This window comes from Martelella sp. AMO21009, from assembly GCF_053484295.1.
This window is the reverse complement of sequence record NZ_JBAKFR010000047.1, coordinates 1-26,257: the sequence shown is the minus strand read 5'-3', so window position 1 is coordinate 26,257 and position 26,257 is coordinate 1. Positions and strand designations below refer to the sequence as shown.

Below are 26,257 nucleotides of genomic sequence, written 5' to 3'. Positions count from 1 at the left end.
CGGAAATCCACTTAGCGAAACGCCCGAAACTGTTCAGACAAACCGAGCCACCTCTGACAGCGAGACAATCCCGATCGCGGGTTGCCGCCTCACCGAGCCGCTGGCAGCGCCGCAACTCCCTGCGCGCCGGATCGTCATTGGACGAGCCGGCTGCAGCCGGTGCGGATACCGCATCCGATTGCGGCGCCGGTTCGCGGGTCAGTTCGAGCACGGTCGCCGTGATGGCGACCGCGACGAAGACGATGGCGCCGATGCGCGCGAGGGTCTTGCCGTCCATCTCACGCGCCTCAATTACCGCCATTGAACATCTGGGCGTTGCCCGGCTGGTAACCCGATCCCGGCTCGAGGAAACGGCGGCGTTGCTCGCGCCCCTGTTCGGCGGCGGCGGCCCGCTCGGCATCGGCAAGCGCCTGTGCCCGTCCGTTGGCGGCGACGACGGCGGTGAGATCGGCGAGCTGCTGGCCCTGCAGGGCGAGAAGCTGATTGCCGGCCTGAGCCGCCTGCAAGGCGCCGGTCGCGCCCTGGCTGCGGCCGATCAACTCGCTCATCTGGGTGCGGTTGGTGTCGATATTGCCGATCACACCGGCCTGCACGCGCATCGCGTCCTGAAGGCCGGCAACGGTGTTTTCCCAGCGCTCGCGGGCGCCGGCGATCAGGTCCTGGTCGGAGGCTGAAAGCTGGGCATCGCCATAGGTGGTCTGAAACGCCTGATCGATCTGCTGAACGTCGAAGGCGATGCGCTGGGCTTCGTTCAGAAGTTGCTGGGTGCGCTGAACGGATTGCTGAAGCTCCTGCAGCGCTGAGAACGGCAGGCTCGCAAGGTTGCGGGCCTGGTTGATCAGCATCTGCGCCTCGTTCTGCAGCGAGCTGATCTGGTTGTTGATCTGTTCGAGCGCCCGTGCCGCCTGGATGATGTTTTCGGCGTGGTTGCTCGGATCATAGACGATGTCACCGAAGCCGAAGAGCGCATAGGCAGGCGTCGTAGTCCGGGGCGACAGGGCGACGGGCAGTGACAGAACGGATGCGGCGATGAGGACCGCGCTGGTGCGACGGAAGATCATTGTGGTGTCTCCATATTGTTGAGGGTGGGGATGAGGTCGGCCGCCCAGCCGATGTCGCGGGCGCGCAGCCAGGCGTCCGAAAACTGCTCGCGGCCGTGTTCGGCGAGGAGCTTTTCGAGGGCGGCGTGATCGGCTTTCGAGGAGGCGCCGCAGAAGGCGAGCGCGACTTCACCGAGGGCGAGTTCGAACAGGCGATTGCCGGCGCGGGACTGGCAGTAATAGTCGCGCTTGGGTGTCGCCCGGGCGAGGATCTCGATCTGCCGGTCGTTGAGGCCGAAGCGCCGGTAGATCGCGGTAATCTGCGGTTCGATGGCGCGCTCGTTGGGCAGCAATATCCGGGTCTGACAACTCTCGATGATCGCGGGTGCGATCGCGGAATTGTCGATGTCGGAGAGCGATTGTGTGGCGAAGACCACGGAAGCGTTCTTCTTGCGCAGCGTCTTCAGCCATTCGCGGAGTTGGCCGGCAAAACCCTTATCGTCGAGCGCCAGCCAGCCCTCGTCGATGATTAACAAGGTCGGTCGCCCGTCGAGTTGCGCCTCGATACGATGAAAGAGATAGGCCAGAACAGCAGGCGCCGCTCCGGTTCCGATCAGGTCCTCGGTCTCGAAGGCCCGGACCGGCGCCTTGCCGAGGCGTTCGCTCTCGGCGTCGAGCAGCCGGCCATAGGGACCGCCGACGCAATAGGGCTGGAGGGCGCGCTTCAGGTCTTGCGACTGCAACAGGACCGAGAGCCCCGTCATGGTGCGTTCTTCAATGGGAGCAGAGGCGAGCGAGGTGAGCGCTTCCCAGAGATGCTCGCGGGACCGGGGATCGATCGTCACACCTTCCCGGCGCAGGATGTTGGTGATCCAGTCGCCGGCCCAGGCGCGTTGGGGAACATCGTGGATGCGTGCCAGCGGCTGCAGGGCGACGCGATCCTCGATGCCATCCGTCAATCCGCCGCCGAGATCGTGCCAGTCCCCGCCCATGGCGAGCGTCGCGACCCTGATCGATCCCCCGAAATCAAAAGCGAATATCTGGGCTCGCGCGTAGCGGCGGAACTGCAGCGCCATCAGGGCCAGCAATACGGATTTCCCGGCGCCGGTCGGGCCGACGACCATGGTGTGGCCAACATCGCCGACATGAAGGGAAAACCGGAACGGGGTCGAGTCTTCGGTCTTGCCGAAAAGCAGAGGGGGAGCCGCAAGGTGCTCGTCCCGTTCCGGCCCCGCCCACACCGCCGAGAGCGGGATCATGTGGGCAAGGTTCAGCGTGGAAATCGGCGGTTGCCGGACATTGGCGTAGCCATGGCCGGGAAGACTGCCGAGCCAGGCTTCCACCGCGTTGACGGTTTCCGGCATCGCTGTGAAGTCCCGTCCCTGGATCACCTTCTCGGCGAGCCGCAGCTTTTCGTCGGCGATGCGCGGGTCCTCGTCCCACACCGTCAGCGTCGCGGTCACATAGGCCTGTCCGGCGATGTCGGCACCAAGTTCCTGCAAGGCCTCGTCGGCGTCTGCGGCCTTGTTCGCGGCATCGGTGTCGACGAGCACGGACGCCTCGTTGGTCATCACCTCCTTGAGGATGGCAGCGATCGATTTGCGCTTGGCGAACCATTGCCGGCGGATACGCGTGAGAAGGCGGGTGGCATCGACCTTGTCGAGCAGGATGGCGCGGGTCGACCAGCGATAAGGGAAGGCGAGGCTGTTAAGTTCGTCGAGAATTCCCGGTGCCGTGGAACTTGGGAAGCCGATGATGGTCAGAACTCGCAGATGGGCGCGGCCCAGCATCGGCTCGAGGCCGCCGGTGAGCGGCTGATCGGACAAGAGCGCGTCGAGATAGACCGGAGTTTCGGGCACACGCACGCGGTGCCGGTTGGTCGATACTGTCGCATGCAGATAGGTCAGGGTCTCGGCGTCATCGAGCCAGGTGCATTCGGGCATAAAGCCGTCGAGCAGAGCCAGAACGCGCGCTGTTCGGTCGATGAAGCCCTGAAGCTGCTCGCGGGCATTGGCGTCACCACCGCGTTCTCGGCCCTCATAAAGGAACCGTTCCGAGCGCGACGCGTCCTCCGCCGGCGGCAGATAGAGAAAGGTCAGGTAGTAGTGCGACTCGAAATGTCCGCCTTCCTCCTCGAACATCGCCCGGCGCTCGGCATCAACGAGTGCCGATGCTGGATCGGGAAAGGTGCTTTCCGGATAATCGCACGCGGGCGCCCGCATTGCCTCGACGAAAATCGCCCAGCCAGAGCCGAGACGGCGAAAGGCGTTGTTGAGCCGTCCCGCGACGGCGACCAGTTCGGCCTGAACTGCGCTGTCGAGGTCAGGTCCCCTAAAACGGGCGGTGCGCTGGAAAGACCCATCCTTGTTGAGAACGATGCCTTTGCTGACCAAGGCCCCCCAGGGGAGGTAGTCTGCGAGCCGGGCGGAGGTGCGGCGATATTCAGTGAGGTTCATCATGGGGATCGTCAGACGCTCAGATGAGAGGGAACGCGCAGATGCCGGCGGCCGACATCGGCGAAGAGCGGGTCGCGCCTTGCGGCCCAAACAGCGGTGGCATGGCCGATGGCCCACAAGACAAGGCCCACAAGCCAGAGGCGTAGCCCGAGGCCGAGTGCGGCCGCGAGCGTGCCGTTCAGAATGGCGATCGCACGCGGCGCTCCCCCGAGGAGGATGGGCTCGGTCAGGGCGCGGTGGACGGGGATGATGAAGCCGGGAACGTCCGCCATCAGATGAGCGCTCCGCCGCCGAAGGAGAAGAAGGACAAGAAGAAGCTCGAAGCGGCGAAGGCGATCGACAGGCCGAAGACGATCTGGATCAACCTACGGAACCCGCCCGATGTATCGCCGAAGGCGAGCGTCAGCCCGGTGATGATAATGATGATCACCGCGATGATCTTGGCGACCGGTCCCTCGATGGATTCAAGGATGGACTGGAGCGGCGCTTCCCAGGGCATGGACGATCCCGCCGCGTGGGCGGCGGGCGCCATCATCATGGTGATGACGAGCGACGAGGTGGTGCCGGTGATCTGACAGCGAAGGCGGGAGACGAGACGGATCATGCGGTGGTTCCTTCCGGGGTTTGAATGATTGCTGTGAGTTGGTAGTCACCGTTGGGCCTGAGGCCGGTGACGGCGGAGAGTTCAGCGAGGCGGCGTTCTGAACCACGGCCCGAGAGGACGGCGACGAGATCGATGGTCTCGGCGATCAGCGCGCGGGGAACCGTGACGACGACTTCCTGGATCAGTTGTTCGAGCCGACGCAGTGCCCCGATGGCTGTCCCGGCATGGATTGTGCCGATGCCGCCGGGATGCCCGGTGCCCCACGCCTTCAGGAGGTCAAGCGCTTCCGGCCCGCGCACCTCGCCGATGGGGATACGGTCGGGGCGCAGCCGAAGGGAGGAGCGGACGAGATCGGAGAGCGTTGCGACGCCATCCTTGGTGCGCATGGCGATCAGGTTGGGTGCTGCACATTGCAGTTCCCGCGTGTCTTCGATGATAACCACGCGGTCGGCGCTCTTCGCCACCTCTGCGAGCAGCGCATTGGTCAGTGTGGTCTTGCCGGTCGAGGTGCCGCCGGCAACCAGGATGTTCTTGCGATTGGCGACCGCCGTGCGAAGGGCATTGGCCTGGCCGGCGTCCATGATGCCGCCGGCGACGTAGTCGTCGAGCGAGAAGACGGCGATGGCCGGCTTGCGGATGGCGAAGGTGGGAGCCGTGACAACGGGCGGCAGCAAACCCTCGAAGCGCTCTCCCGTTTCCGGCAGCTCTGCGGATACGCGGGGGCTTCCGGCATGAACCTCGGCGCCGACATGGTGGGCAACCAGCCGGATGATCCGCTCGCCGTCCGCGGGGGCAACCAGTTCACCTGTATCGGAAAGTCCCTCGGACAGCCGGTCGATCCAGAGCCGGCCGTCCGGGTTGAGCATCACCTCGACGATGCCGGGCTCTTCGAGGAAGCGCGCGATGGCAGGGCCGAGCGCGGTGCGCAGCATGCGCGCGCCGCGCGTGGAGGTTTCGGATCTTTGGAAGGTCGCTGACATCTCGCCCCCGGTTGCGGGTAGGATCGCGATGGCGATCCCGGCTCGGGGATGAGTAAGAGAGGCAGGAAATGGCCCCGTGCAACAGCGTCAAGGGCGTAGTAGGGGCGTAGCGTGTAAAGACAGGGTAACGGAGGTCGACCAGTTGTATCTGTCCTTGTGGGCAGCCTGATCGTACCGCTCTGATTGCTCGTTGGTACGGGTTTTCGATAGGAGACGGTAACGCGGGCTTATGGCAAGCTCTCGCCGCGGGCGACTGCTTGCCCCATCGCGGTCGCAAATCCTTCGACTGTTCTGGTAAGGTCGCTTCCATTGGTGTCGGCGCGCTGTTCGACTAACGCTCTTGCAAGAAACCAGTCACGGAAGGATTGGTGCGCAAATCGATAGACACGGTGCTTGGTGATCGGATCTCGTCCGGCCGGTTGGATAAGTGACGTGAACAGCACGTCTTCGATCTGGTCGACCGGTCCAATGGTGCCGGTTACACATGTCCTCAACACTTCTTCGGTGAATGTCGATGCTTCTGGCGAGGAGGGATCATCCTTGCGCTCATGCAGGACGAGCGCCAGTTTCTGCATCATGCGAATTAGAGCTTCCGCAGCCTCTTCTTTTCCAAATTGCCGGGCAATCTCCTTGCCTCTGACCAGCCGACCAGGTGCCGCGACACTTGCCCAGTCGCGTTGGAGCTTGGTGCGGAAGTACTTGCCATAGAGACGGTAGAGCTCCAACTCAGGATCATCGCCCTGCCACGCATCCTCGGCAAGCATGCTCAGGAAGAGCGGTCGTTTGGGAATGTCGCCATAATGGTCTTCGTAGCGCCCGCTTGCGACAACGTGCCGAAATGCGAGGAAGGTATCAGGAGGGTTTGCGTCTCTTTGAGACGCAAATCGGTCCAGAAATCGGGTCATCAGCGAATGATCCCAATCCGTCAGTTGCAGGCGCTCAAAAAACGGCTTGCTGTCGGAGGTCGCGAAATCCAGCGGACGGGAATCGAATAGCTCGTCTCTAACGGTAACGACAGCCGGGATACCGAGTTGTTCTATCGAGAACCAGAGCATGCTAAGCCGTTCAGGGTCGTTCCAGAACTGGCTTTCGTCGATTGCGTCGATCAGAAGCAGCGGGTAGCTGGTTCGGAACGCATGTTTACAGGCGTCTTGTAGAATACCAAGAGCCATTTCGTTTTCGGCTAGATCATCATCGACGATCTGCAGCATCACATCGGACAGAAGACCGGCCGAATTGACGAAAGCCCTCTCGCTCAGATTTGCGGCCGGAAAGAAGTACACATCATGGTTCTCTTGAGCCCAAAGTTCTCCCAAGGCATGTAGTCCGAGTGTTTTTCCGAATCCGAAGCTGCCGGTGATCAGGTAGCGTGGTGATTTGCGATATCGGCCTGTGTGCGCCGGTTTCGCGTTCGCCACATAGCTGTGCATGGCCTGGATGATATGCGATGTGACATCGGTTTTTGCAGCGTCTAGATTCCGGAATGGAATATGCGGAAGGTAGTCAACCGATGCCATTCGGGCGCGATAGTCATCAGCCAGCGCCTGTCTCGATGTTTGCGACAACTGCCTGAACTTCTCGGCGGCGCGACTGCTCACTTCCTTGATGAACTTGTCGAGGTCGAGCAGCTTCGCGGTTTTGGCTTTTCCCGCCGATACGATTCCGGCCAGCGCGGATTCGATCGCCTTCCGGTCGTTAGTGTTCGGAATGCTTCGATTGAGAACGAGCCAGTATTCGTTGACCGGTTGAGCCTTACGGATGAACTTTGCGATTTCCCCTTTCAGATCCTCGACCCGCTCCGAGTGCCATTCTCGTTCATAGCCCTTGCATTGTACGGCAAGGCCGATCTGAAACGTTTCGTCTTCAAACTGATAGACGTCGACACCTTCTCGATCGAGTTGCAGAAGGTGCTTCGATTGGGTGATGTTTGGAAGAATGGCGCCAAGTATATTTTCCACGATTGCCGCGAAATCATGCCAAGATGCACGTCCAATCTCATATTTGTACTTGCTCTTCCGCACTGGCAATACCTCGAGAAAAAGGTTTACCACATGGAGCAACTGCGTTCGTGCTGATGTCAAGGGAGCGACAATGAACCTTCGCTACTGTTCGTCGGTCTCCGCGGATTGCGGCTCTGCCCCGATATCTTCCGGAACTTCCCTTAGGAAGCTCTGCCCCTTCTGCAATCGTCGGCCGAGCGTCTCGACAAAGCCCTCAAAGCGTTCCCTGCCCTTGATCTGGGCAGAGGATTGGGCGTCCTCAGGGAGTGGCGGCGTGATCGTCAGCCAGAACCGGATGAATAGAGCCAGCGTCTCGGCGCTGATACCGACATCCCGTTCCAGACGCTGAACTTGTCGTGTGAGACGGTCGAGCCTGCGCGTGAAAGCTGCCTCCATCCGATCAGACCCGTCGGGTGACAAAAACGACGCCACGGCCGCCTCGACGATGGCGGAACGGGACAGACCCTTGCGGTCAGCGAGATCGGCGATCTGCTTCAGCATCTCTGGCGGGAAATAGACATTCATCCGGCTGCGCATGACACTGACCTCACAATTCTATGCCGTCTTTTGGGTCCAGGGTCGCCTGCCGAGCGATTTGGCGGCCCTGTTGACGAAATGCTCGCGCCTGTTTCGCGAGCTCGTCGGCATCGTCTTCAAGCAGGTCGAACTCCCTCGACGGTTTCGGCTCTTTGGGCGGCAGCACCACGTCTTCGTGTTCAGGCAGGTCTGGCTGTCGCCGGATTCCGTCATTCGCCGCGTCTTGGGAACTAACGTCCTCGTCTCGATCAGATTTGGTGATCTGCGTGACGATGCGACCGGACCAGGCATCGCGCTTTTGGGACGGAGCGCGCTTGGTCGGATCCGGCGGTGCGGCGATCCGCTCGGTGAATCTTGTGTCTTCGTAGTAGCGGACCTTCTTGGCCCGGATGGGCGGCAATCCCGCCACCATAACGATCTCATCTGTGGTGGGTAGCTGCATGACTTCGCCGGGCGTGAGCAGAGGTCTCGCGGTCTCCTGCCGCGACACCATGAGGTGACCGAGCCACGGCGCGAGCCTGTGCCCGGCATAGTTCTTCATCGCGCGCATCTCGGTCGCGGTGCCGAGCGCGTCGGAAACGCGCTTGGCGGTGCGTTCGTCATTGGTCGCAAAGCTCACCCGAACATGGCAATTGTCCAGGATCGCATTGTTCGGTCCATAGGCCTTCTCGATCTGGTTGAGCGATTGCGCGATGAGAAAGGCCTTCAGCCCGTAGCCTGCCATGAAGGCGAGGGCGCTCTCGAAGAAATCCAGCCGGCCGAGTGCCGGAAACTCATCGAGCATGAGTAACAGGCGCTGGCGCCGGTTCGTTGCCTGCAGGTCTTCGGTCAGCCGACGTCCGATTTGATTGAGAACCAGCCGGATGAGCGGTTTGGTGCGCGAGATGTCGGAGGGCGGCACCACGAGATAGAGGGTGGCGGGTTGTTCTCCGTCGATCAGATCGGCGATGCGCCAGTCGCACTGACGGGTCACCTTTGCCACCACAGGATCGCGATAGAGACCGAGGAACGACATGGCGGTGGAGAGAACTCCGGAGCGTTCGTTATCGGCCTTGTTCAGAAGTTCCCGTGCCGCGGACGCAACCACCGGATGGGGGCCGGCCTCGCCTAGATGCGGCGTCGTCATCATTGCTTTGAGCGTTGCCTCGATCGGCCGCTTCGGATCGGAGAGGAATGCGGCGACACCCGCGAGGGTCTTGTCCGGTTCGGCATAGAGGACATGAAGGATGGTACCGACCAGAAGCGAATGGCTGGTCTTTTCCCAATGATTGCGCCGTTCGAGCGATCCCTCGGGATCGACGAGAATGTCGGCGACATTCTGAACGTCGCGTACTTCCCAGTCGCCGCGCCGGACCTCGAGCAGAGGATTGTAGGCGCAGGATTTGGGGTCGGTCGGATCGAAGAGCAGAACTCTTCCATGCCTTGAGCGAAAGCCGGCGGTCAGATCCCAGTTCTCGCCCTTGATGTCGTGGACGATGGCCGAGCCGGGCCAGGTCAGGAGCGAGGGAACCACCAGGCCGACGCCCTTGCCGGACCGCGTGGGTGCGAAACAAAGTACATGTTCGGGCCCGTCATGGCGCAGGTAGTGCTCCTCGAATTTGCCAAGTACGACGCCATCCGACCCGAGCAATCCGCTCTTGGCTAATTCCTTCGGTTCCGCCCAGCGTGCCGAGCCGTAGGTAACGACGTCCTTGGCTTCCCGCGCGCGCCAAACTGACATCGTGATCGCGACGCCGATCGATAGAAATCCGCCCGAAGCTGCAATGACCGCGCCTTCGACGAAGATCGGTGGCGCGTAGGCCTCATAAAAAAACCACCACCAGAAGAAGGCCGGTGGATAGTAGAAGGGGAAATTCGCCAGATTGAACCAAGGTGTTCCAAGTCGCGGCTGGAAACCAAGCCGCCAAGCAACCCATTCCGTCGCGCCCCATGTGGCGATGAGGACGATCAGGAAGACAACGGCAATTTGGCCCCAGAGGATCTTGGTTGCGGACATGGCAAACCGAGATCAGTTCGTAAGTCGCGCCAATTTCAAGAGTTATAAGACCGTGATCGCGGGGTCGGCGGTCGCAGCGTACAGAAAGGTAAAACCAATGAGTCTCAATGACAAATTGCATTCAATGTTGCAGCATTTACACCGTCTTCATCTCCTCCACGTTGTCGCCCGCCGGCGACAGTCGATCTGTTGTGGCGATGACGTTGTAGTAGGGTCGTGGTGCCTAGAATCACGGGGTTAGCTCGATCAAGCATATCCCTGTTCAAACGGCCGCCCAGAAAGTCGGGATCGAATGGACGAAAATGCATCAAAGGTATTCTGGTCTTGGCAAAGTGATTACTCGCCGAAGACATGTCGGCACTTTATTCGCGATGCACTGGTCGAAGCAATTGAACTAGTCGCCGACGAGATAGGTGTTGATGATGCAGATCGCCCTGAAATAGATCATGATACCAAAGGCGAACGGGGCATGGCGGACATTGCCGCCACTATTCTCAATAAGATTGCAGATGCGGCAGTATTCGTTGCTGATCTTACCCCCATCGCACAATCGGCAGACGGTAAGTGGTTACCAAACCCCAACGTGATGATCGAACTCGGATGGGCGATGCATAGACCCGGCTGGGAGCGTGTTATTGGAATTCTGAATTTGGCCAGCGGTGCGAAGGTAGAGGACCTTCCATTCGATATTCGTCAAAGGCGTGTCGTCACATTCGTGCTAGCCGACAACGCCGATAAACAAACTCGGTCGGCTGTGCGATCAAAGCTCGTTAAGGAACTGAAGGAGGCACTGCGTACAAACCTCGAGGAGCATGCCGACGATATTTCAGCCGCGTCCAGAATCACTGGAGTTCCAACGAATCCCAAGAACTACTCGATATGGGCGTCGGCCGGAGACACACTTACGCATAATGATGCGTTCGGAGGAGCGAAACGCGAGAAGGTGGCGATCCCCGACGTCCCGCGCGCTTACATGCGGATTATTCCCGCTGGTTGGAAGAATGGGGTGCCAGCAGTTTCGGATATTGCTGGGCTGCACCAGTCCAAGAGTGTCGAGGCACCAAGCGATAGCGCGCGCGACGGCAACTTTGGTGCTACCGAGGAGGGATTCGTCCGCTATTGGATCACCGATTGGTCGGAAGCCCATGAGGCCTCGTCAAACAACATGACCATGTTTTTCGAGGATACCGGAGAGTTCTGGATGTTGCATGGCAGCGTGATCACCCAGCACCAGGGACAGCTTCTGCTTAGGGATCATCCGATGCTGGGGCAGTGGTCACGTTTGCTGCGGCAGACAATGGCGGTATTGGACCGATTTCAAGCGCGGAAAGTCCGGCGTGTTGAGGCGGGGCTCTTTGGCGTCAAGGATCTAAAGTGGTTCTCCGAATGGCAGGGAGATCGGACACCGTCCCGTCGAAACGACACTCGAGAAGATCGACAGAACGCAGACTGGAGTTCGGAAGCGCAGCTTAAGTTTCTTACCGACGCTTACAATCGCGTGAGGAACCTCTTTGCACTACAGCGAAGCACGGAGGCGGAGGTCACTCGGATATTGCAGCAGTTTGATCCGGAGCGTTTCAATACTGAGGCATAGACGAAAGGCGTGCCCACCAGCCTTCGGAAGGAGCGCCTAACTCTGCAAACTCGGCAGCGGACTCTGAGCGTCATTTGTTGCGTGTTTCTAAAACGCGTGCTTCGGTCGACCAGAACATCGGCGTGTTTTACAAACTCAGCCCTCGCTTCTTGCCGAAGCTCCAATCGACACCGCCGCTCCCACGCACCAGCCCCGAGACCTCTTGCCCCAATTTTTTCTCAAGCGACGGCGACCAAGGCACGAGTTGGAAGCCGAGGCCGTTGTCGATCATGGCAAAGCGACCGGACGATAGTGTCAGCCTTTGGCGGTAGGTACCGGTGACATGTTCGCCGGTCGCGGATTTCACATGGGGCAATCCCGTCTCATCGGCGAGCTTTGCGGCTATGGCGTCCAGTTCACGCCGGCGCAATGTGTTGAGCAGGTCGCGCTGCAGAATGATGCGCTGTCCCTGCCGTCGCGCGAGCCCCTTCTCAGCGTGGTGTTCGGCGCGTTCCTTCATCGCGTCGCTGACCTCGCCGCCGAACCCGCCCGTCGAGAGCGGCATAGGATCTCGTTCGACCAGCCGGTGATCGAGCCAAGTGGCGCCCTGTGCATTGATCTGTGCCTTGAGATCGAGATCTGAGCGCAGCGCCAGGACAAGGGTGGACCGGCGGTCTCCCGCCTCGCCGAAGCGTCGCACCTCGACGATGCCGCCAAAAGGCGGCGCATGCTCGAAGGCCTCAATGCCCTGGAAGCGGACATGATGTGCGCGCCCGTCGGTGCCATCGATCACGGCATAGGCCTCGCCGGTCAGTTCATCATGCAGTCCACGATCCACGAGCCGACCGATAATCGGCGAGGCCTCATCTCCGGCCTCGATCGCGAAGTCACCGATACCACGGTCCTGGCCACGTTCGACAAAGGCGCGGTGCATCGTTTTGATGATGTCGCCGCGCATACCGAGATCGCGCAGCTTGTGTTCGGCCTCGAGCCCAACCATCCATTCGCCGGAACCGGCGGGGGTTGCGAGGCCCATCTTCTCCAGATGCTGCAGGCGGCCGATCATCAGCCGGCGGGGTTCGCTGTTGCTCATGTCACCGGCATCGGGGCGGAGATCGACATGCCCGGTATCGTCGGCGGCGAAACGGATTTCGCGATCGAGGCTCGTCCAGCGCTCCGCCGTGATCTCCTTCTCGAGCGTTGCGCGGATTTCGTGTTCCGGCTTCGGGCCGAGTTCCAGCGAGACCAGTTCCTCGCCGCGCGAGCGCAGGCCACGGCTGATATAGTCGCGAGAGATGACGAGATCGGCGCCGGTCTCGTCGACGCCGCGGACAAGCAGATGGACATGCGGATTGTCGGTGTTCCAATGATCGACGGCGATCCAATCGAGCCTGGTGCCGAGATCGGACTCCATCTGTCGCGTGAGATCGCGGGTGAAGGCCTTCAAGTGCTGCATGTCGGCGGCGTCCTCGGGTGAGACGATGAAACGGAAATGATGCCGGTCGTGCTCGCAGCGTTCGGCGAAAGCGCTGTCGTCGGCACTGTCGCCTTTCGCATCGAACATGATGCCGCGTTCGCCATCGCGGGTCACGCCCTCGCGTTTCAGATAGGCGACATGGGCGGTAAGTGGCGCGGATCGAAAGGCGCGGCCCTTGTGACGGACGACACGGGCCTTGACGACGACGCGCCTGGACGGGCTGAACAAGCGGGCGCGGGCGAAGCGCGTGCGGCCTCGGCCGAAGCTCGATCGGCCGTAGCCGGAACTGCGGCCACCACTTCCGGGCCCCGAGACATGCCCGGACTTCCTGGCGGCGCGGATCACCTGGTTGATGAAGCTCTTCTGGCGGGGAACCCGTTTGTCGCGAATACGGCCAGGGCGGATACGGAAGTCGCGCTCGTCGCTGCTCATCGCGCCCCTTCCTCATACCGGAATTGGGCCGCGGTGCCGCGAACAGCATTGAAATCACATGACAATTCATCGGCGTCGGCACGCGACCCGACCGACCGGCACGCCGGAACCCATGTCATTTCAATGACTTGCGGTTCGAGCGGCGTGCCCCTTTTATCTCGCCGTCCTTCGGTCGTGCTCTCCCCCTCAGCACGCATTTCCGTCAGGTCTTTGCGGGAGCACGCCAGTCTTCGCCATGATGCACTCGTGGTCATTGGCGCTTGCTCGGCTGGGACGGCGTGACGAACAGCCCGCTGTCCCGAGGAGTGAGATCCATGTCGGTGCCGTCAGCCTGTGTCTGTGTGACGGTTGCAGGCTTCACCGACGAGACCGCCGAAACAGCGGTGGCACTGCCGTCGGCTTGCGCGACGAAGAGCGGTGATTGCGTCCAATCGCTGCGGTTGATCTGCACAGGAATCACCGCGAGGGAAGCGGCGGAGGCGTCGACATAGGGCGCGAGAACCGCAACGTAGTTGCGCGTTTCGGCCGGCAGCGGGCGTCCGTCGACGAGATATTCGTCGTAGCGGCCCGGTCCGGCATTATAGGCGGCGAGGAAACCCGGCGAGCCGTATTGGTCAAGGAGTTCGCGCAGATAGGCGGTGCCCGCGAGGATGTTGTCGCGCGGATCGAAAGGGTCGTTCCTCAGGCGATATCGGGCGCTCAACTCGATCCAGGTATCGGGCATGATCTGCATCAGGCCCATCGCGCCTTTGGACGAGACGGCGCGCACGATCCCGTCGCTTTCGGCCGTCATCACGGCGCGGAGCAATCGTTCGGGAAGCCCGAAACGCTGCGACGCCTCGGCGACATACGCGTTGTAGGGATCGATGGCGGGTCGCGTTTCGGTCGCCATGGTCTGCGCCGTTGCGCTGACCGCGAAGACGGGCAGCGAGGTACCTAAAGTCAACAGGCCGGAAAGGAGAAGAAGGCCTTCGCCAGCCGACGGGAGCCCGCGCATTGCAGGTCCCGCCCGATGGAATCGACGGATGCGAGACATGGTTTCAGTCCTTGTCGCCGCGCTTCGGGGGGCGGTTCCACTGCAGCGTCCAAGTATCGTTTTTGGTGTCGAGCTTGAACATGTTGGCGCGGATCGGACGATCGAATGCCGGGTCGTCGATCTGCAGGGAGAGGTAGTCCCCGGCCTTTTCACCTGTGCGGTTCCAGGCTGCTCCGACTTCCGGGCCGGAGCCGTCCCCACCATGGACCCGGTAGTCCGGCGCGTTTTTGGCATCGGTGCTTTCGGCTGGAAGAAGCGTCAGTTCGCGGTCGAGCGTCAACGTACTGATGCGTCCGCTGTAGCCGGATTTAGTGCGGGTGAAGTGTCCGATCTGGGTCATGGGTTGGTCCTTTCATCGTGGAGGGGTGAGAATTGCGATTGCGTGGATGCGGTTCTCATCGAACAGGCGCGCGCCATTCGAAGTGACCGGTTCCGGCCTCGTCGGTGAACAGCGGGACGGCGCGGCCGATGACGGCGCTTCGCGGCAGAGGCCCGAAATACCGACCGTCGAAACTGTCTGGATGCTGCCAATTGAGGAGAAAGACTTCACCGTCACCGATGCGCCGGCAGCCCTGCCAGACAGGCAGGGCGCGGTCGGCCCTGTCCTGTTGCCGCGCCTCCGCCATCGCGATCCCGTCGACGGTCACGGCGCGACCGTGCCGGCAGACCTGCTGACCTGGGAGCGCAGCGATCCGTTTCAGCAGCGGCACGCCGAGCGGCAGATATCCGCGTTGGTCAAGCATGTGAGCGAGGGGTGCCGGCGGTGCGACGGCGACGAGGTCGGCAACCTCTAAATGGCTGTCCGACTGGATGAAATAGAGACCGACCGGCGCGCTGGCCGAGGCGTTCCAGAGCAACCATGGGGTCACGGGAACTGATGCCGAGACGCCGATTGCCGTCACGCTGAGGCAAGTGACCATGGCGTAGCCGAACCGGGTCATGGTTCGGCCCTTTGCCGCAGCCGCCAGGCATGATGCTGGGTGCGCGTATAGCTGCGCGGTTCCTGCGCGACGGTCAGACGATTGTGGACGTGACGCCAATAGTCCGGCGCGACGTCGACAGGATCGATGTCGAGCGCCTCGATGGCGTCGACGGCCTGCAGCACCTGCTCGACCTTCGGCCAGCCGGTGATCTTGAGCAGGATGTCTCCACCGGGGCGCACGAAGGGAAGCGTCTGATAGGGCGCGCCCGGTGCCACCGCATGGACGATGTCGATGCGGGAGATGATCGTGCCATAGTCGTTCGCGGCCCACCGGGCAAAGGCGAAGATACTGCCCGCGGCAAAGCTGACGATGCGCCGTTTCCGGTCGAGAATTTGCTCGTCGGCGACGTGGCCGAACCGGATCCAGTGTTCGATCCGCTTCTCGATCCAGGTGAGTTCGACGCGCGTCAGGGTGTCCGCGTGGTTGCCGCCGATGCGCGGCGCGACGTTGCCGGTCATGGCTGGTCTCCTTCGGATTCGGGGAATTCGCGGGCGAGGAGATCGCGCAGCATGTCGGCGACGGTGACGCCGCGTTCGAAGGCGGCGATCTTGATGCGCCCGCGCAGCTCCGGCGTGATGTCGATGGTCAACCGTGCGCTGTAGTCGGGGCGTTTCGCCTCGGCGCGGCTCGCCGACTTGATCCAGTCCTCGGGATCGCCGGGGCGCGCCGCGAAACCACGTTTGGTGGGCCGATCCGTCATCGGGCGAGCCTCCCGATCTCGGTGGCAAGGATGGTGATCTCCTTCGCGGCCGGGCTGTCGTGATCGATCTCGAAGGCGAGCCGGCCGAGTTGGGCGGCGGTTGCGAAGACGACGCGTTGGCCGATGGACGACCGCAGGACGGGCGGGTCCTGGTCGGCCAGCGCCTCGGAGGTTTCGCGGGCGATGATGGTACGTGTAGCCGAGCGGTTGACAACGAAACGCACGACGAGTTGTGGCCGGAATATCCGCGCCTCCTCGATCAACCGCAGGATCTCGGCGGAGGCCCAGCCGTCGAAAGGCGAGGGTTGTACGGGGATGAGAACGATGTCTGCGGCGAGCAACGCCGAGCGCATTAGTCCAGCAACGCGGGGCGGTCCGTCGATGACGACGTGGTCCGTGTTGCTGGCAAGTTCGGGCGCTTCACGATGCAGCGTGTCGCGCGCCAGGCCGATGATGCCGAAGAGCCTTGGCAGACCTTCCCTGGCGCGTTGTTCCGACCAGTCGAGTGCGGAGCCCTGAGGGTCGGCATCGACAAGCGTGACCCGATCTCCGCGTCGTGCCCATTCACCGGCCAGGTGCAGGGCAAGGGTCGTTTTTCCGACGCCACCCTTCTGATTGAGGAGGGCCACGATCATGATGCACCTCCGGCGTTGCGCGGATTTGGTGCATCGGTGATGGGGACCGGGCCGGGAGCCTGATCGAGGTTTTCCCCAGAGTGCCCGCCTCTTAAGAAGTTAGATTCTTTGTTAGATTCTAAGTTAGGGGCGCGATTATCTGTTTGCTCATCAGAGCTTAACCCCGGTTCGGGTTCCCGATAGCACGAGGGTGCGGTTCCCGATGGCACGATAGTCCGGGTTCCCGATAGCACGACGGCGTCCACAGCTTCTGCACAAGGCGCCGGCTCGAAAGCGAGCAGGGTGCGGCGCGGCTCGAATTCGAGGGACAGGTGATAGCCCGGTAGCGCCTGCCTTTTGACGATGGCGCGCAGTTCGAAGGCGAACCGCTTGAAGGGAGAGAGGCTGCCGGACTTGAGATAGAGGTGCCGGAAATCGAAGCGCCAGCCGCTCGCTTGTTTGCCGCCGTGCTTTCGGACGATCCGGTAGAGCCAGCGGTCGAGCCCGCCGGTCAGGCCGAAATAGGCCCGGTCTATGGTGAGGATGAGCGCGTCGTCGAGAACGGCCTTGTAGAACCAGTCCGGCACGATCAGTTCGATCCCCTCGGGATTGCCGCGCGCGTCGCTGCGCTCCGTCCACTCGTTGATCCAGGAGAAGCGGTGCATGCGCCGCGCCGTCCTGTCCGCGTTGCCGGAATGCGCCCGCGGATTGTGTGGCGGCTGACGCAACGTCGTTGCCACCGTCGTCGATTGCAGGCGGTCGAGGGCCGCCTTGAGACGCTGGTAATCGCGCGCGCCGGTGCCGCGGCCGATGAAGGTGAGGATCTGGTAGGGTGTTGCCGCCATCAGCCGCGAGGTGCGGAAGCCGTTGTCGCGTGCCTCCACGATCTGGCTTGCCGCCCAGATCAAGATATCGGCGTCCCAGATGGTCGCCATGCCGTGTTTGGGCACGGCCTCCACGCGGATCGCCACCGCGCCGGAGCGATAGTCGATCGGTGTGGTGCGGGGGGATTTGGCGAGGCTGAAGAAGGGATAGGCCATGAGGTCCTGCGCATCGCGGGGCGCGAGATCGCTCGGGAGGGCGCGAAACAGTTCGAGCTGCTGCCTCTCCGATGTGCGGGATCGCGCCATGGTTGGAGATCAGCGGCGATTGGCGCCGCGCGGGATGTCGTCGTGCCGCTTGGCGGGCAGCACCGTGTCAGCACCGGGATCGGAGGTCGATGTCTTGGCGCCGCGGTTCGCCCAAGCCTGCAAATCCTCGACGGAATAGACGACGCGACCACCGAGCTTGCGATAGGCGGGGCCGGTCCCATAGGTGCGGTGCTTCTCGAGCGTCCGGCCGGACAGGCCGAGGAAGCGCGCGGCTTCGGGGGTTCTCAGATAGCGTGGCGGCAGGTTGGTGGGCGTTGCGGACATGATCGTGCCTCCGTGGTCCATGGGACGACCGCCGGATATCGGCGGTTCGACGGGAGCACGGTGGCGGAGAAGGCACGGCGTGAGGGAGTGCGATGACGCGACGGCGTTTTCGCACCCTCGTCACGGCAACGGATGGCGGCGGTACAGGAGGGTGCGATAGGCGCCTTCGACGAGTTTCATGCCTTCGCGGAAGCGACGCATGACGGTGTCGCGTTCGGGCATGGATTTCCACGCCGTGGCATTGACGCGATCGGCGCGAAGAACGATCTCGGCGATCTCTTGGAAGGTCGCGCCGGATCGGCGCCCATCGATCACCCGCAGCATCTGCCGGAGATTGTTCCTGCGGTAGGGGGTGACGCGCTGGTCCTTGACGGAACGGCGCCCGTTCATAGCGTGCGAGAACCTTCGGATCGCATCGAGACGATCCTCCAGAAAGCGATCAAGCAAGGTTATGGGTGCGACCGGTCCTGCCGGTATCTGCGTGCCCGGACATAGGGCCGGGAACCGATGTTTGCTGATATCGACGAAGAGGAAATGGCCCTCGGGTGCCTGGAATGTATCGGCCTCGGGCAGGAAGAGGGACGGAAGGTCGGATTCAGGGAAGTGCGGAAGCGCTGTCAGGATGAGCGTTCCAGGATCGATACCTGGAGCAAAAAAGATGTTCGCATCGGTGGCGGGAAGGGTCGGGGAAGCCGGGAAATCGCAACCCCCACAATCTGGTCAGCGGATCGTTTGCGGTTTCGCGCTTCTCTGTCGGGATCTTTTTGTAGTCTTCCTGGTATTTGCGGTTACGGCGGAGAAACTCCCATGCCAAACCCTCCGGGTCGAGCCGGTCGATATAGTCGAAGGCCTTACCGTGTCGCCAGTCCGCGTCCTCCGCCATGGATACGCCTCCGCTCGAAGCTGACAGGTACCCCCAGGCGATAAAGATCGCGTTCTGATTGTAGTCGCGGAAGTCTCGGTTGGGGCAAGGTGTGATGCCGACGCTGCATCACGGGTCCAATTATCGCGGATTTCCGCTCAGGAGATGGCGATAGCCGTGCTCGGTCATCCAACGCGCTCGTGCAAGGTGCGATGTGTGGATGTGAAGTGCACGGTCCGGCTCCTGCATCGGGTCGATCCCGAAAATGATCTCGACGGCTTCCTTCCAGTCCGCGCCCTCGGCGTCGGCGTCAAGGAGCCGGAGATAGGTCTTGAAATGCGTGCGATCGTAATCGGTGATCCGATCATCTACCGGCGGTTCATCGAGGTAGTCCGGGTTGGCCATCCGCTGTCCCATCGCGGCAGGTTATGAAATCCCGCCTTTTTCGTTAACACAATTTGAACACATTGGGGCGCCGCCCGGCAATCGGATCAAAGAAAAAACGGGCAATTTCTTGGGGTACAGGTTCGCGGCTGGAATGCGGGCAGTGGTCCATCAATGCAATGTGATGCTCCATTTACATACTATAGTTGATAAACTTAAAGTATGTAAACCGCGATCTTCCCGCGCATGGACATGCGCAAACTGGTCGGCCGGAACTTTGCCCGCCTGCGTCGGGAAAAGGGCCTGACCCAGGAAGAGGTGGAAGCGCGTTCCGGATTCAGCCAGCAATATCTCAGCAGTTTGGAGCGCGGCCGGAGGAATCCGACCGTGATTACCCTTTACGAACTGGCTCAAGCTCTCGGCGTTAGCCACATGCAACTTGTCGAGCCCGACGATCAGGTGTGATCGCCGGGTTCCATTCACCAACAACGATAACGGCCCCGCCCGGTGTGCCGGGAGGGGCGGTGTTTGCGATCACTCGCCGTTGCGGCGGGTGGGGTGGGACCAGATGAGGCTGTAACCGCCGTCATCGTCCTCGAAGAGGTTGGCGTAGATCGGTGCGGTGAAGCTCGGATCGTCGAGCTTGAGGCCGAGATAGTCGCGGCCCTCGTTAGACTGCTTGGACCAGGCGGCCCCGATCTCGGCGCGGCCGACCAGGACGCGGTGGCTGGGAGCGTTCTCGCTGGTCTGGTTGGTTTCGGGGACGATGCGGACGTTCTTGGCCTGCACGTTGAGGGTGACGATTTCGCCGGTGAATTCGTTGCCGGACTTCTTGAAGGTGCCGATGGTTGCCATGGTAGGTCTCCTTGATCACTGGTTTCGAGCCCGCACCATGCGGCCTCGATGGCGATCGGGGAGGCCGGAGGCGATCGACGGCGCATCGCTTGCGACCGCAGCGTCAGCGGAGGATGGCGATCCGGCGGGTTTCTTGCCGCGCGAGGAATGGCCGCATAGCGGCCAGGGGAGGAAAATTGACGGGCGCCATTGCGCCATAGGCGATCGAGGCGCAGCTGGCCTTCGGCCAGATCAGCCAATTGAAGAGGCCGTTTGGAGCGGTTGGCTCACCGGGATGTTCAAGGAGATAGTGGCAACACCGAACACCCCGGTTTAAGTCCGGCGAAGGCACGGAAATCGACTGCGGCCCTGCAGGCTAGTCCGCTTTACAACCAGCGATGCAACCCGATGCAGAAACAAGCCACTCTGCATCCGGCACCGGCCGCGCTGTTCGGGGCAGATTACACCATGCCGTCCGGGCGCGCCCGCGCTCGACCGAAACTATCGATCCGTCCCGTACCGCGCATCCACATTCCTCAGCCTTCGATACGGGCGCGGCAAGACCTCAGCCCCTGTCCCGGCTTCGCCTATCGTTGTGTTCAGATGCTGGCGGCGGTCTGCCCGGCAGATCCGGGCGGGGCCATGGAGGTCACGCGCACGAAGGCCGTGATGCCGACCGCCACCGCGCCGATCACGGAGAAGGCGGTCTGCCAAGTTTCCGACGGCATAAGATGTTTGACGATGCCGTGGGCGGCGTGAAAGCCGGCAATCGCCGCCGGCGCGACGAAGGCGAGCGATACCGCGAGTTTCAGCCACATGGGCCGGGCGAACAGGATGAGGAACTGCCCGATGCCGAACACAAGGCCAGCGCCAACAAGTCCGATAAGGATGCTGCCGAGCAGGCCGGCTCCGGTCTGATAGGCCCACATTCCGGCCGCCACGCCACCGAGTGCAGGCAACGCGTAGATCGAGAGTGTGAACAGCAACCAGCAGAGGACGCCAATCGCGGCAAGGGATCCGATAATCGATAAAATAAGCATGGTGGTGTCTCCGTCAGATGAGTTTGAACGGACGCGCCTCCACCACCACCATGGCACGTTGGGTGTGTATCACAACGTTGGTAGCTCTTCGAGTCGTATGGTCTACTCCGAACTGAATTTGCCGCCGCCAATAATCCTGTCACCTCAGGCGTTGATAGATGTCTATCGTTCCCAGCGTGTCTCGGTGGCGAGATATTCCCATATTACCGTCTTCACCGTCACGGCTTCAGTCCAGTCGATGCAATAGCGGTAACGACCGGGCTCGACCGTAATCCAACCACCGACCATGACTTCCTCGTCGAAGAGCTGGAGGTCATGCGACTGCCGACCTCTGGCCAGACAGAAAGTTCCGCGCCGGTACCGACAGTCTCGAAGGCGTCGCGCTGCTCGGGACTCAACTGCTCCAAGGGCACGAAGGCGACATGATCAGGCGCTTGGAGCAGCGGCTCTGCGATCTCGTGATAAGCGTGACCTCGCGCGTTCTTGACGATGACGCGCCTTACTCTGTCGGTGTCCGGATAGAGAGTGAACGGCTTCAAGTCCTCGAACAGGAGAAGCTGTCCGTCAGGTGCTCTCTTGAGGGAGCGAACCACGTGCCGATTGCTCCGCAATACGCTTGCCGCTTCGGGATGCTTCACGGGATCGGGATAAAGGCTGCCAGCCATGACCGCGTGAAGCACGCAGAGAAGGTAGTTCTCGTCGGGCGAGAAACTGGAATTGCAACGCCGACAGACGATAACCTGTGGCAAGTAATCCAATTCATCACCCGCGCCGCGGTCATAGTTGGCTCCCCGCTCTCTAAGCGCCTTCGTCAGGAGCGACTTGGTCGGAACATGGTCGCGATTGCTCTCGATGTCGGCAATCACAGTGCCACAATGGATGCACCAAGCCTTCAGTCGATCGTCGGTGAAATCCTCAATTTCTCGCACCCGCCAAATCCTTTGCCAGTATAGCGCGTCTTCGCAAGGTAGGCGTTGACCTCAACGAAGAAACAGAACCTACGCCAAGCCCCGAAAACTGTCAGGGGAAAACGATCCATCATCTGGAAAATCAGTTCTTTTGCGGGGGACGGCGACTGTAGTTTGCTGAGCTGTCGTTCGCGGCGGCTCATTCGAACCGCCACACCGGGATGCCGAGCTTCCTTGCCTTGTCGGCGAGGTTCTCCTGAATGCCGGTGCCTGGGAATACCATGACCCCAATCGGCAGGACATCGAGCATCTGATCGTTGCGCTTGAAGGGCGCGGCGCGCCCGTGTTTCGTCCAGTCCGGCGCAAAGCCGATTTGGGTGACGTTGCGGTGATCGGCCCAGCGAGCGGCGATCTTCTCGGCGCCCTTCGGCGACTTGCCGTGCATCAGAACCATGTCGGGATGCTTGGCATGCACCTGGTCGAGCTTGTCCCAGATCAGCTTGTGATCGTTGAAGTCTGCGCCTCCGGAGACGGCGACCTTCGGGCCTGCTGGCAGGAGCACCTCGCGGTTGGCGCGCTTGCGCTCGGCGATGAAGTCGCGGCTGTCGATCATGGCCGACGTGAGTGCGCGGTGGTTCACCTGCGAGCCGGTGCGCGGTGACCAGGGTGATCCGGTGGTGCGCAGAAAATGTTCGGCGGCGCTATCGCGGAAAACCTCCAGGCTGTCGCGCCGTTCGATGAGGCCTTGTCCGGTCTCGATGAGGCGTTCGAGCTCGACGGCCTTGATCTCCGAGCCGTCCTGCTCGCGCTGCCCGCGCTTCTGGGCCTGCTCGTTGTCGTCGAGCTTGCGTTCGAGCCGGTCGGCGGCGCGATGGAACATGCTGACGGTCGACCAGAGGAGGTCATCAAGTTCGCCATCTAGGGCGGTATCCGCCATGGTGGCGATCAGGGCGTCGAAGATGTCGGAGACGGCACCTGCGATCACGTTGTCCTCCGGGACGAGGCGTGGGTCCGGACCGTATCCGTTATGGCGGTAGCCGTGGAGTTCCAATTCGTTCAGCGCATACTCGGTCGGCGAGGATTCGTGATGGGGTTCGAAGGTGTCGTCGTCGGGTGTCATCGGGTGGCTCCCTTAGTCGGTTGGCCGCGCCCGCCGCGGCCTTCGTGACGCCGAAAGACGGCGGGCGGGCCGGGCCTGCATCCTGGAGCGGCAGCGCAAGGACCGGAGCGGCAGCGGAGGATGGCGGAGGCCGGCGATTCTGTTTCGCGATGGAAAGGCCCGCAGGGCCGAGGGAAAATCGTTGGCCGCAGCCATTGCCTGACCGGGCCGCCTGCTGTCCGGTCGCCTCTCTGAGAAGGCCGGGGCTCGGCCCTCTCCGACTTTCATAGGGAGCCGTTCACGATAGCTGCGACGTCACCGCCATATCCCGCACCGCTGCCCCGTTCAGGCGGACAGACCGGACTCCATGAACCTGGCGATATCCTGCGGCGCGAGTTGGACCCGGATCGAGGCCCGTAAGGCGTCGATGCCACGCAGGCGCAGATCCTCGTTGAAATCGCCCAGCATCGGCGAGAGCGGTCGCGCCTCGATGCCGAGCGCATCAGCTCGTTCGACGAGCGTATCCCGTGCACCGTCACCCGCCGGATCGTCGTCGCGGACGATATAGAGCCGGCGTAGCGTGTCGGGAAATAGGATGGCGGCGAGATGAGCCGCGGAGAGCGCGGCTGCCGTGGGCATGTCCGGCAATACGTATCGCAGCGACAGCATGGTCTCGATCCCTTCGCCGGCCGCCATGACCTTGCCCGCCGCGCCAAAGCGCACCGCATGGCCGAGCAGATCGCCCATTGCCCGTCGCGACGTCTCGATCGGGGCCTTGCCGAGTGTCGCCTCGCTGAACCCGTTCGGATCGAGCCAGGTGCGATGGGCACCGGTCTGGTGTCCGTCCAGATCGGTGACTGACGCGATCAGCGCCGGCCAGGTCTCCGTCGAGCTATGCTCGTCGGGCCGGTAGTAGCAGCGTGGATGGAACCGCAACGAACCGGTTCCGTGCAAAGCCGTAATGCCGCGCTTACGGAAGTACGATTCCGCGAGTGTACCCGTGATCGGCTGCGCCATCGAGAATAGGCGTTTGGCCGCGAGTGGCGAACCCGTTGGCGCGGGCGATTTGCGTGCGGTCGGTGATACCGGCTCCGGTTCGGGATGCGGCAGGCTGAGAAACCGCCGCGCTTCGTCAGCGATGTCCCTGAACTCCGTCAGACCGCAGCTTTCCCGGATGACGTCGAGGAGATCACCATGCTCGCCCGTCGCCGCGTCAGTCCATTTGCCCGCCGCGCCCTTGCCGGACTTAGGGCCGGTCAGGCGCACGAACATCGAGCGACCCGGCGTATTACGCACGTCGCCCACGATCCAGTAGCGGCCGGATTTGTGCCCGCCCGACAGATATTCACGGCAAACGGCTTCGGCATCATGGGCGAGCCGCGCCGCGATGTCACTCGCTGATTGCGCCATGTTCTGCCTCCCTCAAAGAAAAAGGCCCGCGTCGCCGCGGGCCAGTTTGCCGGTTCGGATACCGCACTATTCGGCGGCGACCACGTGAGATGTCGCTTCGGCGTCGTCATTCTCGTCCGGGACGTCATCGGTGCCCATGGCCGTTTCACCGCCTTCGGCCGCCGTTTCCGCGACGTCCGATTCCGGTTCCGTCGGATCGCCGATGGTTTCATTCCCGTTCCGCTCCAGTTCGCCCGGCGTGCGCAGCGGCTCCGGCAGCCAGCCGGTGTCTGTGAGCAGGGCCTCGGCCTCGGTCGCCATGTCGCCCTTCTTGAGATGGGCGATGCGACCGGCGGCGCGCTCGCCCTTCGCCTCGGTAACCGCCTGCAGAATACGAGCCTTGGTGACGCGGCCGAGGAACGTGTCGACGGTCGGACGCCATCCCGCTGCAGCCATGTCGAGGCCGATAGTCCGCGCAAGCACATCCGCGTGGGCGAGGGCCCGTGGGCGCCGGTTCCAGGATTCGGAAATGGCATTGACCGAGAGGCTGACGATATGGGCGAAAAGACTGGCCCTGTCTTCATCGTTCCACTGAAGAAGCGCGTCCCAGAGTTCATCGGACTCTTTCGGCAAGCGCTTGGACCAGGCCTCATGCCGGGTGTTGGCGGCTTCGGCGATCGCACTGTCGTTCAAGTCCGGTGTCTGCGCGCTGAACCCAACAGTTTTCAGGCCGAGTTCGAGGCAACTGTCCGAGCTATAGTGATAGAAGACCGTCAGTGTCAGGGCGTGCAGTGCCGCGACGAAGGCGATGTCCGGTCGTTCAGCGAGCGCGTTGCGCAATCCGAGCGTGCGATGGGCGGTGAGTTCCGACATCAGCCGGTCGGAGATCGGCGACAGGCCTTCGTCCTCATCGGTCTCAGACGGTTCCTCCGTGCCGCTGGAGGTTTCACCCTCGCTGCCTTCGGCGTCCGGTTGCGCACCACCAGTGCCGTCAGCTTCTCCGCTATCGGTATCCGGTTCGGGCACGATCTCGTCCTCGGGACGGACGAAACCACGCTCAACACGCAAGCTGCCATCAGGCGCGATGCTGACGAAGGCGCCGGCCCGGATGATCTCTTCCGGATCGAATGTGACCGGGCGATCCTCGAAGGCCTCAAGCGCCGTCTCGATCTCGCCGAGTCGCGCGTCGACCTCGTCGGGCAACTCGTCAGCCTCGGCATATTGCTCCTCCAACTGATCGAATTCAGCCTTCAACGCGTCGCGAGTGGCTTCCTCCTCCGGCGAGAGAGGGATTTCCTCGCCACGCAGTTGGCGGAGCCCGAAGGTGTGTCCGTAGGGGAAATCGGGAGCGGCATCCGTCCATTTCCAGCCCTCGGCGACGATGGCCTCAGCCTCCCGCCTGAGCTTTTCCGTCACCATGTCCTCGACGAGCGGAACATCCTGCAGCCAGCCGCCGTCGTCCGACTGGAATAGGTCGCGCAGCACGGTACCGCCAGCCTCGACATAGGCGTCGACCCCGATGAACTGCGCGCGCTTGTCGGAAGCCCGAACCGCGCCTTCGGTCAGCATACGTCGGATGGCGTAGGGCTGCTTGTCATAGGACTGCTGCAAGCGCTCGAATACCTGCTCCTGGCGCTCATGGTCACCCGACACGGTGAACGCCATCAACTGGTCGAGCGACATACCGTCCTCGGCATAGATTTCGAGCAGCTTCGGCGAGACGGAAGCGAGCTTCAGCCGCTGTTTCACGACATTGACCGAGACGAAGAAGGTCGCGGCGATCTCCTCCTCGGACTGGCCCTTCTCCTTCAGAGTCAGGAAGGCACGAAACTGATCGAGCGGATGCAGCGGTTAGGTTATGCGTCAAGTGTCCTTTTGGCTGGATAACGCTGATTCTA

29 protein-coding genes are annotated in these 26,257 nt (G+C 62.1%); 2 read left to right on the top strand and 27 right to left on the bottom strand.

From position 1 onward, the window contains the following. The 9 genes from trbK-alt to V6766_RS24545 form a co-directional block, all read right to left on the bottom strand. Window positions 1-277, bottom strand: a 277-nt coding sequence (gene trbK-alt, locus V6766_RS24585; protein ID WP_448470880.1) for a putative entry exclusion protein TrbK-alt, incomplete at its 3' end; no start/stop codon positions are given. A gap of 10 nt (window positions 278-287) precedes the next feature. Continuing rightward, window positions 288-1,061, bottom strand: coding sequence for a P-type conjugative transfer protein TrbJ (gene trbJ, locus V6766_RS24580; RefSeq protein WP_448470879.1), 774 nt, complete (start codon window positions 1,059-1,061; stop codon window positions 288-290). Beyond that, window positions 1,058-3,499, bottom strand: coding sequence for a conjugal transfer protein TrbE (gene trbE, locus V6766_RS24575; protein ID WP_448470878.1), 2,442 nt, complete (start codon window positions 3,497-3,499; stop codon window positions 1,058-1,060). The genes trbJ and trbE overlap by 4 nt, the downstream gene beginning before the upstream one ends. An 8-nt stretch (window positions 3,500-3,507) precedes the next feature. Further along, on the bottom strand, window positions 3,508-3,768 hold the full coding sequence (locus V6766_RS24570) for a VirB3 family type IV secretion system protein (RefSeq protein WP_448470877.1): 261 nt from the start codon (window positions 3,766-3,768) through the stop codon (window positions 3,508-3,510). Beyond that, entirely contained in the window at window positions 3,768-4,100 is a 333-nt protein-coding gene (locus tag V6766_RS24565) for a TrbC/VirB2 family protein (RefSeq protein ID WP_448470876.1), read from the bottom strand. Before V6766_RS24565 ends, V6766_RS24570 begins: the two co-directional genes overlap by 1 nt. Next, window positions 4,097-5,080: a P-type conjugative transfer ATPase TrbB gene (trbB, locus tag V6766_RS24560; RefSeq protein WP_448470875.1), complete on the bottom strand. Its 984-nt coding sequence runs from the start codon at window positions 5,078-5,080 to the stop codon at window positions 4,097-4,099. The genes V6766_RS24565 and trbB overlap by 4 nt, the downstream gene beginning before the upstream one ends. A 227-nt stretch (window positions 5,081-5,307) precedes the next feature. Beyond that, window positions 5,308-7,101: an NACHT domain-containing protein gene (locus tag V6766_RS24555; RefSeq protein WP_448470874.1), complete on the bottom strand. Its 1,794-nt coding sequence runs from the start codon at window positions 7,099-7,101 to the stop codon at window positions 5,308-5,310. Between the two features lie 81 nt (window positions 7,102-7,182). Beyond that, window positions 7,183-7,617: a ribbon-helix-helix domain-containing protein gene (locus V6766_RS24550; RefSeq protein WP_448470873.1), complete on the bottom strand. Its 435-nt coding sequence runs from the start codon at window positions 7,615-7,617 to the stop codon at window positions 7,183-7,185. A 10-nt stretch (window positions 7,618-7,627) separates the two neighbouring features. After that, entirely contained in the window at window positions 7,628-9,613 is a 1,986-nt protein-coding gene (locus tag V6766_RS24545; RefSeq protein WP_448470872.1) for a conjugal transfer protein TraG, read from the bottom strand. Between the two features lie 292 nt (window positions 9,614-9,905). Here V6766_RS24545 and V6766_RS24540 point away from each other — a divergent pair, with 292 nt between their 5' ends. Continuing rightward, complete coding sequence (locus V6766_RS24540) at window positions 9,906-11,207, top strand: hypothetical protein (protein ID WP_448470871.1); 1,302 nt, start codon at window positions 9,906-9,908, stop codon at window positions 11,205-11,207. A 127-nt stretch (window positions 11,208-11,334) separates the two neighbouring features. On the opposite strand, the gene V6766_RS24535 is transcribed toward V6766_RS24540, so the two are convergent. The 12 genes from V6766_RS24535 to V6766_RS24480 form a co-directional block, all read right to left on the bottom strand. Then, window positions 11,335-13,095 (bottom strand): relaxase/mobilization nuclease domain-containing protein, encoded by a 1,761-nt coding sequence (locus V6766_RS24535; RefSeq protein WP_448470870.1) that lies wholly within the window; start codon window positions 13,093-13,095, stop codon window positions 11,335-11,337. Window positions 13,096-13,345: 250 nt separating this feature from the next. Then, entirely contained in the window at window positions 13,346-13,987 is a 642-nt protein-coding gene (locus V6766_RS24530; protein ID WP_448470869.1) for a lytic transglycosylase domain-containing protein, read from the bottom strand. Between the two features lie 148 nt (window positions 13,988-14,135). Beyond that, entirely contained in the window at window positions 14,136-14,471 is a 336-nt protein-coding gene (locus V6766_RS24525; RefSeq protein WP_448470868.1) for a DUF736 domain-containing protein, read from the bottom strand. Between the two features lie 55 nt (window positions 14,472-14,526). Continuing rightward, window positions 14,527-15,072 carry a conjugative transfer signal peptidase TraF gene (traF, locus tag V6766_RS24520; protein ID WP_448470867.1) on the bottom strand — a complete coding sequence of 182 codons (546 nt, stop codon included), beginning with the start codon at window positions 15,070-15,072 and terminating at the stop codon, window positions 14,527-14,529. After that, entirely contained in the window at window positions 15,069-15,572 is a 504-nt protein-coding gene (locus tag V6766_RS24515) for a DUF2840 domain-containing protein (RefSeq protein WP_448470866.1), read from the bottom strand. Before V6766_RS24515 ends, traF begins: the two co-directional genes overlap by 4 nt. Further along, the gene (locus tag V6766_RS24510) at window positions 15,569-15,814 is read right to left on the bottom strand and encodes a ribbon-helix-helix protein (protein WP_448470865.1); all 246 of its coding nucleotides are present in this window, start codon (window positions 15,812-15,814) and stop codon (window positions 15,569-15,571) included. The genes V6766_RS24515 and V6766_RS24510 overlap by 4 nt, the downstream gene beginning before the upstream one ends. Further along, window positions 15,811-16,449 carry a ParA family partition ATPase gene (gene parA, locus V6766_RS24505; RefSeq protein ID WP_448470864.1) on the bottom strand — a complete coding sequence of 213 codons (639 nt, stop codon included), beginning with the start codon at window positions 16,447-16,449 and terminating at the stop codon, window positions 15,811-15,813. The genes V6766_RS24510 and parA overlap by 4 nt, the downstream gene beginning before the upstream one ends. Next, complete coding sequence (locus tag V6766_RS24500; RefSeq protein WP_448470863.1) at window positions 16,446-17,558, bottom strand: replication initiator protein A; 1,113 nt, start codon at window positions 17,556-17,558, stop codon at window positions 16,446-16,448. Before V6766_RS24500 ends, parA begins: the two co-directional genes overlap by 4 nt. 9 nt (window positions 17,559-17,567) lie before the next feature. Beyond that, on the bottom strand, window positions 17,568-17,843 hold the full coding sequence (locus V6766_RS24495; RefSeq protein WP_448470862.1) for a helix-turn-helix transcriptional regulator: 276 nt from the start codon (window positions 17,841-17,843) through the stop codon (window positions 17,568-17,570). A 120-nt stretch (window positions 17,844-17,963) separates the two neighbouring features. Beyond that, window positions 17,964-18,290 (bottom strand): DUF2285 domain-containing protein, encoded by a 327-nt coding sequence (locus V6766_RS24490; protein ID WP_448470861.1) that lies wholly within the window; start codon window positions 18,288-18,290, stop codon window positions 17,964-17,966. A 148-nt stretch (window positions 18,291-18,438) separates the two neighbouring features. Continuing rightward, on the bottom strand, window positions 18,439-18,726 hold the full coding sequence (locus V6766_RS24485; RefSeq protein WP_448470860.1) for a transcriptional regulator domain-containing protein: 288 nt from the start codon (window positions 18,724-18,726) through the stop codon (window positions 18,439-18,441). Window positions 18,727-18,846: 120 nt separating this feature from the next. Next, a complete protein-coding gene (locus V6766_RS24480; protein WP_448470859.1) occupies window positions 18,847-19,110 on the bottom strand; it encodes a DNA -binding domain-containing protein in 264 nt (87 codons plus the stop codon). Window positions 19,111-19,335: 225 nt separating this feature from the next. Here V6766_RS24480 and V6766_RS24475 point away from each other — a divergent pair, with 225 nt between their 5' ends. Next, a complete protein-coding gene (locus V6766_RS24475) occupies window positions 19,336-19,554 on the top strand; it encodes a helix-turn-helix domain-containing protein (RefSeq protein WP_109769498.1) in 219 nt (72 codons plus the stop codon). Between the two features lie 69 nt (window positions 19,555-19,623). Here the strand turns inward: V6766_RS24475 and V6766_RS24470 are convergent, their stop codons facing one another. The 6 genes from V6766_RS24470 to V6766_RS24445 all read right to left on the bottom strand — a co-directional run bounded on the left by V6766_RS24470 (window position 19,624) and on the right by V6766_RS24445 (window position 26,042). After that, window positions 19,624-19,944 carry a DUF736 domain-containing protein gene (locus tag V6766_RS24470; RefSeq protein WP_448470858.1) on the bottom strand — a complete coding sequence of 107 codons (321 nt, stop codon included), beginning with the start codon at window positions 19,942-19,944 and terminating at the stop codon, window positions 19,624-19,626. 578 nt (window positions 19,945-20,522) lie between these two features. After that, a complete protein-coding gene (locus V6766_RS24465; protein ID WP_448470857.1) occupies window positions 20,523-20,963 on the bottom strand; it encodes a hypothetical protein in 441 nt (146 codons plus the stop codon). Window positions 20,964-21,181: 218 nt separating this feature from the next. Further along, window positions 21,182-21,892 carry a hypothetical protein gene (locus V6766_RS24460; protein WP_448470856.1) on the bottom strand — a complete coding sequence of 237 codons (711 nt, stop codon included), beginning with the start codon at window positions 21,890-21,892 and terminating at the stop codon, window positions 21,182-21,184. Between the two features lie 178 nt (window positions 21,893-22,070). Beyond that, on the bottom strand, window positions 22,071-22,991 hold the full coding sequence (locus tag V6766_RS24455; protein WP_448470855.1) for a DUF2493 domain-containing protein: 921 nt from the start codon (window positions 22,989-22,991) through the stop codon (window positions 22,071-22,073). Between the two features lie 324 nt (window positions 22,992-23,315). Further along, window positions 23,316-24,380, bottom strand: a complete 1,065-nt coding sequence (locus V6766_RS24450; protein WP_448470854.1) for a DUF7146 domain-containing protein — start codon at window positions 24,378-24,380, stop codon at window positions 23,316-23,318. Between the two features lie 66 nt (window positions 24,381-24,446). Beyond that, window positions 24,447-26,042 carry a DNA-binding protein gene (locus V6766_RS24445; RefSeq protein ID WP_448470881.1) on the bottom strand — a complete coding sequence of 532 codons (1,596 nt, stop codon included), beginning with the start codon at window positions 26,040-26,042 and terminating at the stop codon, window positions 24,447-24,449. Window positions 26,043-26,257: the final 215 nt, after the last annotated feature.